General features: G+C 66.8%; 10 protein-coding genes. 6 read left to right on the plus strand and 4 right to left on the minus strand.

Annotated features, from left to right (window positions below):
* Positions 1-45: 45 nt before the first annotated feature.
* Complete coding sequence (locus tag RSO01_RS17475) at positions 46-2,466, minus strand: GcvT family protein (protein WP_147150405.1); 2,421 nt, start codon at positions 2,464-2,466, stop codon at positions 46-48.
* A complete protein-coding gene (locus tag RSO01_RS17480; RefSeq protein ID WP_147150406.1) occupies positions 2,463-3,710 on the minus strand; it encodes an aromatic ring-hydroxylating oxygenase subunit alpha in 1,248 nt (415 codons plus the stop codon). The genes RSO01_RS17475 and RSO01_RS17480 overlap by 4 nt, the downstream gene beginning before the upstream one ends.
* Positions 3,711-3,851: 141 nt before the next feature.
* On the opposite strand from RSO01_RS17480, the gene RSO01_RS17485 reads away from it, so the two are divergent.
* Genes RSO01_RS17485 through RSO01_RS17495 form a run of 3 tightly spaced genes read left to right on the plus strand, consistent with a single transcriptional unit; the run spans position 3,852 to position 7,696 of the window.
* On the plus strand, positions 3,852-4,898 hold the full coding sequence (locus RSO01_RS17485; protein ID WP_246158514.1) for a putative 2-aminoethylphosphonate ABC transporter substrate-binding protein: 1,047 nt from the start codon (positions 3,852-3,854) through the stop codon (positions 4,896-4,898).
* 22 nt (positions 4,899-4,920) lie between these two features.
* On the plus strand, positions 4,921-5,988 hold the full coding sequence (locus RSO01_RS17490; RefSeq protein ID WP_147150407.1) for a putative 2-aminoethylphosphonate ABC transporter ATP-binding protein: 1,068 nt from the start codon (positions 4,921-4,923) through the stop codon (positions 5,986-5,988).
* Positions 5,989-5,998: 10 nt separating this feature from the next.
* Positions 5,999-7,696, plus strand: coding sequence for a putative 2-aminoethylphosphonate ABC transporter permease subunit (locus RSO01_RS17495; RefSeq protein ID WP_246158517.1), 1,698 nt, complete (start codon positions 5,999-6,001; stop codon positions 7,694-7,696).
* Positions 7,697-7,779: 83 nt separating this feature from the next.
* Here the strand turns inward: RSO01_RS17495 and RSO01_RS17500 are convergent, their stop codons facing one another.
* Positions 7,780-8,460 carry a response regulator transcription factor gene (locus RSO01_RS17500; RefSeq protein WP_147150408.1) on the minus strand — a complete coding sequence of 227 codons (681 nt, stop codon included), beginning with the start codon at positions 8,458-8,460 and terminating at the stop codon, positions 7,780-7,782.
* A gap of 119 nt (positions 8,461-8,579) precedes the next feature.
* On the opposite strand from RSO01_RS17500, the gene prpF reads away from it, so the two are divergent.
* Together prpF and RSO01_RS17510 are read left to right on the plus strand one after the other, a co-directional pair.
* Entirely contained in the window at positions 8,580-9,737 is a 1,158-nt protein-coding gene (gene prpF, locus RSO01_RS17505) for a 2-methylaconitate cis-trans isomerase PrpF (protein WP_147150409.1), read from the plus strand.
* A 137-nt stretch (positions 9,738-9,874) separates the two neighbouring features.
* Positions 9,875-10,735, plus strand: a complete 861-nt coding sequence (locus RSO01_RS17510; RefSeq protein WP_218037372.1) for an NAD(P)H-dependent flavin oxidoreductase — start codon at positions 9,875-9,877, stop codon at positions 10,733-10,735.
* Here the strand turns inward: RSO01_RS17510 and RSO01_RS17515 are convergent.
* On the minus strand, positions 10,695-11,501 hold the full coding sequence (locus RSO01_RS17515; protein ID WP_147150410.1) for an SDR family NAD(P)-dependent oxidoreductase: 807 nt from the start codon (positions 11,499-11,501) through the stop codon (positions 10,695-10,697). The two genes, RSO01_RS17510 and RSO01_RS17515, sit on opposite strands and share 41 nt — an antisense overlap.
* Positions 11,502-11,559: 58 nt before the next feature.
* Here RSO01_RS17515 and RSO01_RS17520 point away from each other — a divergent pair.
* Positions 11,560-12,905, plus strand: a 1,346-nt coding sequence (locus RSO01_RS17520) for an amidohydrolase family protein (protein ID WP_147150411.1), incomplete at its 3' end; no start/stop codon positions are given.

Below are 12,905 nucleotides of genomic sequence, written 5' to 3' on the forward strand. Positions count from 1 at the left end.
GCGCTCCGCATGAGAAGACGCGCCACTGGAGTGGCGCGCCCCCAGCTATGAGAGGATCTTCTTCCTCTGTGGATCCACCGCGGCGCCGTCGATGCGGGTGGCGGCGTGGCGGCGGGTGAAGGCTTCGATCTCATAGTCCGCGTGGCCGGCCTCCTCGGCGGGCACGTAGCCGAAGGCGATGGCCTTGCCGATCGTGTGGCCCCAGCCGGCCGACGAGGTGACGCCTAAGACCTTGCCGTCGCGACGGATCGCTTCTCCGCCGTAGAGCTGCACGTCGGCATCGACCAGCAGCGTGATCAGCTTGCGCGACGGGCCGGTCGCCTTGGCTTTCTCCAGGGCGGCGCGGCCGATGAAGTCGGATTTCTTCTTGAGCGATACCGCAAAGCCGAGACCGGCCTCGTAGGGCGTGTAGTCGGGCGTGATGTCGCTGCCCCAGTAGAGATAGCGTTTCTCCAGCCGCAGTGAATCGATGGCGCGGTAGCCGGCGTCGGCCAGGCCGAGGTCGCGCCCGGCCGCCCATAAAAGCTCGTAGACATGGGCAGCGTATTCGGCCGGAAGATGCAGTTCCCAGCCCAGCTCACCCAGGTAGGTCACACGCAGCGCCAGCACCGGCGCAAAACCGATGCGCAACTCGCGCGCGGTCATGTAGGGGAAGGCCTGGTTGCCGACGTCGCCGTCGGCGACCTGTTCCAGGATCTGCCGCGACAACGGTCCGGCGAGGTTGATCGTGGCGCGCGCCGACGTCAGCTCCTGCACCGTCACCGAGCCGTCGGTCGGCAAATGCTTCCTGATCCAGCCCATGTCGCGCACGCCGAAGGCGCTGCCGGTCACCATGTAGAAGTGGTTCTCGTCCAGCCGCGCGAAGGTGAGGTCGGCTTCGATGCCGCCGCGCTCGTTACAGAGCTGGGTGTAGATGAGAGCGCCCTGCGGCTTGTCGAGGTCGTTGGCCGCCAGCCACTGAAGGGTGGCGAAGGCGCCCGGCCCGGAAATCTCGTACTTGGAGAAGGAGCTCTGATCGATCAGCACGGCGCGCTCGCGGGCGGCGCGGCATTCGCTGCCGACCGGGCCGAACCAGTTGGGCCGGCTTTCGAAGGACGGTCGGTCAATCGCCTCGGTGCCGGCCGGTGCGAACCAGTTGGGCCGCTCCCAGCCGAAGCGTGAGCCGAACACGGCGTTCTTGGCCTTGAGCAGCGGATAGAGTGGCGAGCGCCGGCCGCCGCGCGCCGATTCCAGCTCTTCGATGGGATAGTGGATCTGGTAGTAGCGCCAGTAGCTGTCGACGCTGCGCTCGGCCAGATAGCGCGCGCTCATGTGATGGCTGCCGAAGCGGCGCACGTCGAAGGCCCACAGGTCGAGCCCGGGTTCGCCCTCGACGATCCATTCCGCCATCGCCTTGCCGGCGCCGCCGGAGGCCGCGATGCCCGAGGTGAAGCCGCAGGCGACGTAGACGTTGTCGCGTTCCGGCGCGAGACCCATGATCGGCTCGCCATCGGGAGAGATCGGGATCGGCCCGTTGATCACGGTGCGGATGCCGAGCTCGTTCAGGATCGGCAGGCGGTCGGCCGCCGGCAGCACGAACTGTTCCAGCCGCTCCTGGTTGGGTTGCAGCAACTCGCGGCCGAAGGAGAACGGAACGCCCTCGGCGCCGAAAGTCGGCGTGCCCTTTTCCCAACCGCCAATCGCCAACGCCCCGGGCTCAGGCTTCAGATAGAAGATGCGGTCGGGATCGCGCAGCGTCGGCAGGCCAGCCGGGATGGTGTTGCTCTTCTCGGTGATCAGGTACTGGTGCTCGACGGCGCCCGCCGGTACCTGGACGCCGGCCATGTGCGCCACGTCGCGCGCCCAGATGCCGGCGGCCACGACCACGATCTCGCAATCGACCGCGCCCTGGTCCGTCAGCACGCGCTTGATGCGCCGGCCCTCGGCCTCGAAGCCCGTGACCAGGACGTTCTCGACGATGCGCACGCCGCCCGTTCGCGCGCCCTTGGCATAGGCCATGGTGAGGCTCGACGGCTCGACCGAACCGTCGTTGGGCACGAACACCGCGCCGACGATGCCGTTCGGCTCGATCAGCGGGAACTTCTGCTGCGCTTCCTTGGACGACAGCGTGTGCAGCTCGAAATCGAAGCTTCTGGCTGTCGTCGCCATGCGCTTCAGCTCGCTCCAGCGCTCCTCGGAGGAGGCGAGGCGAAGGCTGCCGACCGGCTTCCATTCCGTCGCCTGGCCGGTCTCGGCCTCGAGCTTGCCGTAGAGCTGGGCGCTGTACTGCATCAGGCGCGTGAGGTTGCGCTTGCTGCGCAGCTGCCCGACCAGGCCGGCGGCATGCCAGGTCGAGCCATGCGTCAGCCCGAGCTTCTCCAGCACCAGCACGTCCTTCTGGCCGAGCTTGGCGAGATGATAGGCGATGGAACAGCCCACCGCACCGCCGCCGATCACGACGATGCGGGCTTGGCTCGGCAGGCTCACGCGCGCAGTTCTCCGAGATACCAGTCGAGGAAGTGCGCGACGTTGCGTTCGCGGACCAGGGAGTAGGGGCCGGGGATGTAGGCCTGCGAGCTCACGCCTTCCTGCTGGTCCTGGCAGATCGTCCAGTCCTGCTTGTTGGTGAGGTCCCAGATCGGCAGCAGCCGCTCGAGCGTGTAGTCGCGGCCTTCGACGGCCTCGGCATCGACCAGCCAGTAGCCGCGCACATGCGTCTCATCCGGCCCGATCGGCGTCAGCCTGGCCGCGGCGGCATAGTCGCAATTGGTGTGCTGCCAGAAGTTGGGGAAGATCGTGGTGCGCAGCGTGCCGGAATCCCATTCCTTGATGTCGCCCATCAGGCGGTTGCACAGCGGCTTGCCGTCCATGCTCTGGGTGACGGCGCCTTCCACCACCGGCGTGCGATGGCAGCGGAAGTTGGCCCCGGTCATGGTCGACATGGCGTCGCCCTCGTCGAGGCCGAGCGCGCGGAAGCGGGCATTGGCGCGCGCCACGATGGCGTCCATCGCCGGCTGCAGCGTGGGATCGAGCATCGCCATGTCGCGCTGCACGTCGTAGGCCGCGCTGTTGTATTCCTTGTGATTGGGCGGGCAGTGGTAGCACTCGCGATTGTTCTCGAACACGATCTTCCAATTCGCCTTCACGACATAGTCGACCTCGTGGGCGATCTTGGCGCGCTCGAGCGCATGCGGCTTCATCTTGCGCCGGATGGTGGCGAACGCCGCCGAGAAGTCGGGCGGCGAATCGGCGAGCGAGATGAAGATCAGGCCGCCCGCATTCTCGACCGCCACGGGCCGCAGCGACAGTTCGGCCTTGTCGACGCCGAACTCGCGGCTCGTGTCGAGCACCAGCGAGCCGTCGAGCTCGTAGGTCCAGCGATGATAGGGACAGACCAGGCGATGGCTGTTGCCCTGCTCGGTCTTGCAGATGCGCGAGCCGCGATGGCGGCAGACATTGTGGAAAGCGCGGATCTCGCCCGAGCGGTCGCGCACCACGATGACCGATTCTGTCCCCACCTTGTAGGTGATGAAATCACCCGGCCGGGCGATCTGGAAGGCGTAGCCGGCGAAAACCCAGTGGCGACGAAAAATCCGTGCCAGATCGGCCTCGAATACCTCGCGCCCGACATAAAAATCGCGCTGCAGTGGCCCGCCGGGCCTGTGTTCGGCTGCCAGCCGGGCGATCTCCGGCGAAAGTGTGTGGCGGGCCTTGAGTGGCGTGCCGTCCATCCCCTGTCTCCTTGCAGCGCAAGCGTAGCACGCGGCCCTTGCCGGGCCACAGCGTCATGTTAAGGTTTTGTGAAGCGCTGCAATAAAAGCATCATGTGGGGCGTGTAACGAGATCGATCGGGAGATCGAAGGGGGCTGATCATGACAATATTCGCAACCATGCGGCGAGCCGCGGTCCTGGGCGGCGTGGCGTTGGCCGCCATCGCTATCAGCGGCGCGGCGTTCGCACAGAAGACCAAGCTCACGGTCTATACGGCGATCGAGAACGAGCAGCTTGATCCATTCAAGAAGGCCTTCGAGGCCGACAATCCCACCATCGAGATCGCCTGGGTGCGCGATTCGACCGGTGTGATGACCGCCAAGCTGATCGCCGAGAAGGACAACCCGCGCGCTGACGTCATTTGGGGCCTTGCGGCGTCGAGCGTCGGCCTGATGGCGGGCATGGGCATGATCGAGCCCTATACGCCGGCTAACGCCGCCGCGCTGAAGCCGATCTTCAAGAGCGGCAAGAGCCCAGAGACCTGGGTCGGCATGGACGCCTTCCTGGCAGTGGTCTGCTTCAACACCGCAGAAGCGAAGAAGGGCAACAAGCCCACGCCGACCAGCTGGGCCGATCTCATCAAGCCCGAGTACAAGGATTCGATCGTGATGCCGAACCCGGCCTCGTCGGGCACCGGCTACCTCACGATCGCCGGCTGGCTCACCATCATGGGCGAGGAGGCGGGCTGGAAGTTCATGGACGCCCTGCACCAGAACGTCTCGCAGTACCTGCATTCCGGTTCGGCGCCGTGCGTGCAGGCCGCCAAGGGCGAGCGCCTGATCGGCATCGGCTTCGACATGCGCGGCGCCACCGAGAAGACCAAGGGTGCGCCGATCGACCTGATCGTGCCGAAGGAGGGTCTGGGCTGGGAGATGGAGGCAACGGCGATCGTCAAAGGCACCAAGAACCTCGACGCGGCCAAGAAGCTCGCCGACTGGGCCTCTTCGCCGAAGGCCAACGAGCTCTACGGCAAGTACTACGCGATCGTTGCCAATCCGACGGTGAAGTCGATGCCGCCCAACTATCCGGCCGACGGCGAGAAGCTGATGGCCAAGGTCGACGTCGATTGGATGGCCAAGAACCGCGAGCGCATCCTGGCCGAATGGACCAAGCGTTACGACGGCAAGTCGGCTCCGAAGGCCAAGTGACCCGCCGACGGTGTGACAGGCGATGTCACATCTAGAGGTTCGTAACCTCTCCAAGCGCTACGGCGACTTCACCGCGCTCGGCGATATCAGCCTCGATATCGCCGAGGGCGAGTTCGTCTGCTTCCTTGGGCCGTCGGGCTGCGGCAAGACCACCTTGCTGCGCGCCATCGCCGGCCTCGACCCGCAGAGCTCGGGCACCATCCACCAGAAGGGGCGGGACATTTCCGCCCTGCCGCCGTCCAAGCGCGACTTCGGCATCGTCTTCCAGTCCTACGCGCTGTTCCCGAACCTCACGGTCGTCGACAATGTCGGCTACGGCCTGGTCAGCCGGCGCGAGGGCAAGGCGGCGGTCGGGCGGCGCGTCACCGAGCTCCTGACCCTGGTCGGCCTGCCCGATGCCGGCCCGAAATATCCCGCCCAGCTGTCCGGCGGCCAGCAGCAGCGCGTGGCGTTGGCGCGTGCGCTCGCCACCTCGCCCGGCCTGCTGCTGCTCGACGAGCCCTTGTCGGCGCTGGATGCGCGCGTGCGCTTGCGCCTGCGCCACGAGATCAAGGCGCTGCAGCGAACCCTCGGCGTCACCACCATCATGGTGACGCACGACCAGGAGGAGGCGCTGACGATGGCCGACCGTATCGTGGTGATGAACCAGGGCGCCATTGAGCAGGTCGGCACGCCGCAGGAGATCTATCGCCGGCCCGCCACGGCGTTCGTGGCCGACTTCGTGGGCTCGATGAATTTTCTCGCCGGCACCCTGGTCGCGCCCGACAAGGTCAAGGTCGACGGCTTTACCTTCGACTGCACGGCGCAGGACGGGCTGGCGCCCGGGGCCAAGGTCGCCCTGTGCATCCGGCCGGAGGATGTGCGCGTACGTGATCTGCCAACGGACATCGCCAATCGTGTCGCCGTCGAGGTGGCCGAACTCGACTTCGTTGGCGCCTTCTGTCGCGCCACGCTTAAAGTGCAGGGTACGGCCGACGTCGCCATGACGGCCGACTTCTCGAGCAACCTGATCCGCGACCTGGGAGTCGAGCTTGGCCGCAAGCTCGACGTCGCCCTGCCGCCCGACCGCCTGCGGGTCTTTGCGGCGTGAGGCTTGTATCGTGACGCTGGCCGCCTCGAACCGCTCGCCCATCCTGCGCGTGGCGATGTCGCGCGACGACCTGATGATGCGGCTGGGCGTCGTGCTGTTCGCCGTCGTGCTGCTGGTCATCGTCGGCTTGCCGTTGTGGTCGCTGCTCGCCAAGGCCTTCGAGGATCGCGACGGCAAGTTCGTCGGGCTGGCCAACTACGTTTCGTACTTCTCCACTCCAGCGCTGTTCGACTCGGCGCTGAACTCTCTCCACGTCGCGGCGGTGTGCACCTTGATCGTGGTGCCGCTCGCCTTCTTCTACGCCTATGCGCTGACGCGCACCGTGCTGCCGGTGCGCTGGCTGTTCCAGGGCATCTCCCTGATCCCGATCTTCGCGCCCTCGCTGCTGCCCGGCCTGGCGCTGGTCTACCTGTTCGGCAACCAGGGTTTCTTCAAGGGCGCGCTCGGCGGGCCGATCTACGGCTTCGACGGCATCGTCATCGCCCAGATCTTTTATTGCTTCCCGCATGCCACGCTGATCCTGGTGACGGCGCTCACCACCGCCGATGCCCGCCTCTACGAGGCGGCCGACGCGCTGGGTGCCTCCAAGCTGCGCGTGTTCTTCACCGTCACGCTGCCTGGCGCGAAATATGGCCTGATCAGCGCGGCCTTGGTCGTGTTCACCATGGTGATCACCGACTTCGGCATCGCCAAGGTGATCGGCGGCAATTTCAACGTGCTGGCGACCGACGTCTACAAGCAGGTGATTGGCCAGCAGAACTTCTCGATGGGCGCCGTGGTCGGCATGGTGCTGCTGGCGCCGGCGGCGATCGCCTTCCTGGTCGATCGCGTGGTGCAGAGGAAGCAGGTGGCGCTGCTGACCGCGCGCGCCGTGCCCCTGATCCCCAAACCGAAGCTCGGCCGCGACCTCTTCTTCACCGCCTTCTGCACGGTCGTCGCGGCCGGCATCCTCGTCATCCTGGGCATGGCGGCGTGGGGCTCGCTGATCAAGTACTGGCCCTACAATCTCAGCCTGACGCTCGCCAACTACGACTTCACCAACTTCGACGCCAGCGGCTGGGATTCGTATTTCAACTCGGTCGAGATGGCGGTGGGTGCTGCAGTATTCGGCACGACCCTGATGTTCGTCGGTGCCTGGCTGAACGAGAAGACGCGCGAGTTCTACCTGATGCGCGGCATCGTGCAGTTCCTCGCGTTCCTGCCCATGGCGGTGCCCGGGCTGGTGCTGGGCCTGGGCTACATCTTCTTCTTCAACGCGCCCAACAATCCGCTCAACTTCCTTTACGCCACCATGGGCATCCTGGTGGTCAACACCGTGGCGCACTTCTACACGGTGGGTCACCTGACGGCGACGACGGCGCTGAAGCAGATCGATCCCGAGTTCGAATCGGTCTCGGCTTCGCTCAAGGTGCCGGTCTGGCGCACCTTCGGGCGGGTGACGGCGCCGATCTGCCTGCCCGCCATCCTCGATATTGCGATCTATCTGTTCGTCAACGGCATGACGACGGTGTCGTCCGTGATCTTCCTCTATTCATCCGACACCAAGCTTGCGTCGGTGGCCGCAGTGAACATCGAGGAAAGCGGCGCGACAGCCGTCGCGGCGGCGCTCTGCATCGTCATCGTGATCACTTCCGCCGCGGTCAAGACCCTGCACGTGCTGGCCGACCGCTTCCTGCTGGGCCGCCTCCAGGCCTGGCGCCGGCGTTAGGGCTGGGCGCGCGCGACTCCAGTCGCGCGTCTTCGTCGAAGCGAGAAAGGATCGCGCCACTGGAGTGGCGCGCCCCCAGCAGATCAGCCACCTTTGACGACGTCCATCAGATACCCCGCGCCGCGGATCGTGTGGATCTGTACGTTGGCGCCGGCCTCGGTCAGGATCTTGCGCAGGCGATGGACGTAGACCTCGATGGCATTGGAGGCGACGTCCTGCGAGGAGCCGAAGACTTGGCTCTGCAGCGAATCGTGCGACACCACCTTGCCGCTGCGCTTGAGCAGCACCTCCAGCACGTCGACCTCGCGCGCGGGCAGGCTCAGCATGCGGCCGTCGACGATCGCCTGCCGTCCGTCGGTCTTGAGCGCCAGGTTGCCCAGCGTCAGCGTTGGCCCGCCCGGGCCGGGCGAGCGGCGCAGCAGCGCCTGCAGGCGGGCTATCAGCTCGTCGGTCGAGAACGGCTTCACCATGTAGTCGCTGGCGCCCTTGTTCAGGCCGCCGACGCGGTCGTCGAGGCCGCTGCGCGCCGACAGGATGAGGACCGGCGTCTGGTCGCGGCGCCGCCGCATCTGGTCGAGCAGGGTGAGGCCGTCGGCATCGGGCAGGCCGAGATCGAGCACCACGGCGGCATACTGCACGGTGCGCAGCGAGGCCTCGGCATCGGCGACGTTCTGCGCCGAATCGACGTCGAGGCCGGCCCTGGAGAGCGCCTTCGTCACCAGGGTGACGAGCTCGACATTATCCTCGACCACCAGCACCCGCATCGGTCCCAATCCCCCTGTCCCCTGCCCAGGTCCCTTTCCCGGCCAATCGTAGGTCGCCGGCCTCGGCGCGTCGAGATTGGGATCAGGAATGTGTAATCGGTCGGTGTATAGTGCCGGCCATGAAACAGCTCCGGATTCCCGCGGTTTACATGCGCGGCGGCACCAGCAAGGGCGTGTTCTTCCTGGCCGACGACCTGCCGTCGGAGCCTGCGGCACGCGACCGTATCCTGATGCGGGTGATCGGCAGCCCCGACCGCTACGGCAAGCACACCGACGGCATGGGCGGCGCCACCTCGAGCACCAGCAAGGTCGTGATCCTGTCCAAGTCCAAGCGGGCCGGCTGCGACGTCGACTATCTGTTCGGCCAGGTCGCCATCGACAAGCCGCTGGTCGACTGGTCGGGCAACTGCGGCAACCTCAGCGCGGCGGTTGGTCCGTTCGCCATCAGCATGGGCCTGGTCGATGCGCCGGCCGACGGCCTGGCGACGGTCAAGATCTGGCAGGCCAACATCAAGAAGAGGATCGTGAACCACGTGCCCATGAGCAGCGGCGAGGTCCAGGAACTGGGCGACTTCCAGCTCGACGGCGTGGCGTTCCCGGCGGCCGAGATCCAATTGGAGTTCCTCGATCCGGCAGACGACGAAGGCGGCGAGGGCGGTCCGACCTTCCCGACCGGCAACCACATCGACGTGCTCGACGTGCCCGGCCTGGGCAAGGTCGAGGCGACCCTGATCAACGCCGGCAATCCCACGGTGTTCGTCGACGCAGCGCGGCTTGGCCTCAAGGGCACCGAGCTGCAGGGCGACGTCAACGGCGACAAGGCCTTGCTGGCGCGCGTCGAGGCTGTGCGGGCGCTGGGCGCGGTCGCCATGGGCGACGCGGCAACGGCGGAGGAGGCGACGGCCAAGCGGCAGCACACGCCAAAGCTGTCGTTCGTCGCCAAGCCGGCGGGTTACACGGCCTCCGACGGCCGAACCGTCGAGGCGGACTCTATCGACCTTCTGGCCCGCATCTTCTCCATGGGCGTACTGCATCACGCCATGACCGGTACCGGCGCGGTCGCCATCGCGGCGGCAGCGGCCATCCCCGGCACCGTCGTGCATCGCGTGGCGCCGGTCGGTCCCGACGGCCGCGTGCGCTTCGGCCATCCGTCGGGGACCCTCAAGGTAGGCGCCGAGGTCGAGAAGGACGGCAATCGCTGGGCGGTGAAGAAGGTGATGATGAGCCGTTCCGCGCGTCGGCTCATGGAAGGCTGGGTGCGGGTGCCGCCCGTCTGACGCTGTGATACGAGCCTGAAGATGTTCGACGGCAATCGCGTCACGGCGCATACACGCTCGCGCTATCCTATCTTCCAGTCGCCGATGACCTGGATCGCCCGCGCACCGTTGGTGTCGGCGGTTCTGCCGCGGGCGGCATGGGCCTCCTGGAGAACTCGATCCGCGACCTCTCTGTCACCCAGCGCGAGTTCACCGCCATCCGCACCGCCACCAACCAGCCGTTCGGCGTGAACCTGCCGGTGCGCTACCTGCAGATGGATCCCAAGGAGGAGAGCGCCATCATCGACTGGCTGCTGGGCCAGGGCGTCCATTTCGTCACCACCTCGGCCGGCGATCCGACGCGCTACACCAAAATGCTCAAGGATGCAGGCGTCACCGTCTATCACGCGACGGCGACCCTGCGCGGCGCCATCAAGGCGGTCGATGCGGGCGTCGATGGGCTGATCGTCGAAGGGGCGGAGAGCGCCGGCCTGCGCAATCCCGAAGAGGTGCACACCTTCGCGCTGCTGCAGGCGGTGCGGGAGAAGGTCGACGTGCCGATCGTGGCGGCGGGCGGCATCGTCGACGGCCGCGGCATGGCGGCGGCCTTTGCGCTGGGCGCCGAGGGCGTCACCATGGGCACGCGCTTCGTCGCCTCGTTCGAAAGTCCGGTGCACCAGAACTATAAGCAGGCGATCGTGGCGGCTCCGATCACCGGTACGGCGCTGGTCGACAATCCGCCGCGCGCCCGCTCGAGGGGCCTGCGCACTCCCTATGCCGTCGAGGTTTCCGAAGGCAAGCGTGAGCGCCTGCCGCGCAACGCCACGCTCGACATGCTCTATGTCCAGGGCGACGTGGACAACACCCACGGCGCCGCCGGCGAGAGCGCCGGCCTGATCCACGAGATCAAGTCGGTGCGCCAGATCATCGACGACACGATAGCAAGCTTCTGGCGCGAGATCGACCGGCTGGCCGGACTCAGGCCTGCACGCCCGTCAGCTCCAGGCTCAACGCCCTGAGCTTGCGGCGCGCCTCGGCATCGTAGGCCTGCGGGTTGGCGCGGGCCTCATTCATGACGTTGAAATAGAGGCCGCTCTTGCCCTCGATCTTGGGCGAGACCGCCAGTTGCAGGATCGCCTCCGCTCCGGTCTCGACCTTGCTCATCGGCGACACGCCGGCGCGGCGCACCATGGTGGTGTTCATGTAGGTCGAGGGATGCAAGGCATTGACGATCACACCCGAGCCATCGAGCTCGCGGGCGAGATCGATGGTGAACAGGATCTGGGCCAGCTTGCTCTGGCAGTAGGCCGCGACGCCGCTGTAGCCCTTGGTCAGCATGACGTCGGAGAAGTCGATGGCCTGCTGTCCCGCCGAGGAGACGTTGACGATACGCGCAGGTGCCGCCGCCTTGAGCAGCGGCAGCAACTCGTATGTCAGCAGGAAGCCTGCGAGATAGTTCACCGCGAAGCGCAGTTCATGACCGTCGGCGCTGGTCCGCCGGCCATTGCCGGCCGTACCGATGCCGGCGTTGTTGATCAGCAGATTTAGCCGGTCGGTCACCTTGCGTGTCTCGGCAGCGAGACGGCGGACCTCGGCAAGCGAGGCCAGGTCGGCGGCCAGGAAGGTAGCGCTGCCGCCCGCCTGCTCGATTTCCTGGACTAGGGTTTCGCCGCGCGCGCGGTCGCGGCCGTGCACCAGCACGCGCCAGCCGTCCTTGCCCAGCGCTTTCGCCACGACGCGGCCGACTCCGTCGGTGGCGCCCGTCACCAATGCCGTCTTCGCCATGCGGTCCTCCTCGACGAACCATAGCCGGCGCGCCCGGCATTGACTAAGACTCTCGGCCATGGCGAACAGACTGCACATCCGCGGCGCCCAGATCGTCACCATGGACGAGACGCTGGGCGATTTCACAATGGCCGACATCCTGATCGAGGACGGCACGATCCTGGCCGTCGGCCCATCGCTCGACGGCGGCGGCGCCGAGATGCTCGACGGCGCCGGCATGATCGCGCTGCCCGGCATCATCGACGCCCATACCTGCCTGTGGCAGACCGTGCTGCGCGGCTATGTGCCCGACCTGTGGCCCGGCGGCTATTACTCCAAGTTCCTGCCGCTGCGCAGCCGCTACACCGCCGAGGACAATTTCAACGCCGCCTGGGTTGGCGGCTTCGAGATGCTGTCCTATGGCACGACCACTGTCGTCGATTACTGTCACGACATCCGCAGCCCGGCCTTCGCGCCCGCCTCCATCGAGGCGTTGAGGGAGACGGGCATCCGCCATCTCTTCACCTATTCCTTCATGCCAGTGGCGCCCAACGAGTTTGCGCGGCCGGAGGACCGTCTGGCCGACGGCAAGGACGTCTACGACCGCTTCCACGATCCCAAAGGCCTGACCACCATCGGCTTCGGCATCGATTCCTGGGGCGCCGCCGGGCTGGAGCAGCAGCTTGCCTTTTCCCGCGAGCGCCGCGCGCCGAGCTGCATCCATGTCAATGAGACGGGGACGATCGACAAGCTCGCCGCGGCGGGCCTGCTTGGGCCCGACCTGCTGGTGATCCACGGCAACCTGATCAGCAATCCCGAGCTCGAGCGCATGGCGAAGGCCGGCATGCCGCTCTGCTTCACGCCCACGGCGGACACCCAGGGCACCCCGGCCGACGTCGTGCGCCGCGCCGTCGAGCGTGGTGTCGACGTGGTGTTCGGCTGCGACATCCCCTGCACCGTGGCCTCGGACACGCTGGGTCAGCTGCGCGTCATGTTCAACGTCCAGGGCTATCTCGACGGCGCCATGGAGCGCAGCTTCTCGACCGTGTTGGGCCGCCGCCCGCCGGTGCGGCCGGGCCTGCCAGTGCTGACGCCGCGCAAGCTGATCGAGACCGCCACCATCACCGCCGCCCGCGTGCTGGGCCTCGGCGATCGCATCGGCTCGCTGACACCGGGCAAGCGGGCCGACATCGTCCTGGTCCGCAAGGGCCCGTTCGGCGATTCGGTGGTCGATGACGCCTGCGCCCATGTCCTGCTGCAGACCAGCCCGCGCGACATCGACACGGTGCTGGTCGACGGCAAGGTGAGGATGAGGGCGGGGGTACTGCAGGGCTTTGACGCGCAGCGGGCGGCGTCGATGGTGGCCGCGGCGCGAGGACGAATTCTGGGACAAGCTCTTCTGGACCGCGCGCATCCTGCGCGCTC

It is taken from the genome of Reyranella soli (assembly GCF_007992495.1).
GTDB lineage: Bacteria > Pseudomonadota > Alphaproteobacteria > Reyranellales > Reyranellaceae > Reyranella > Reyranella soli.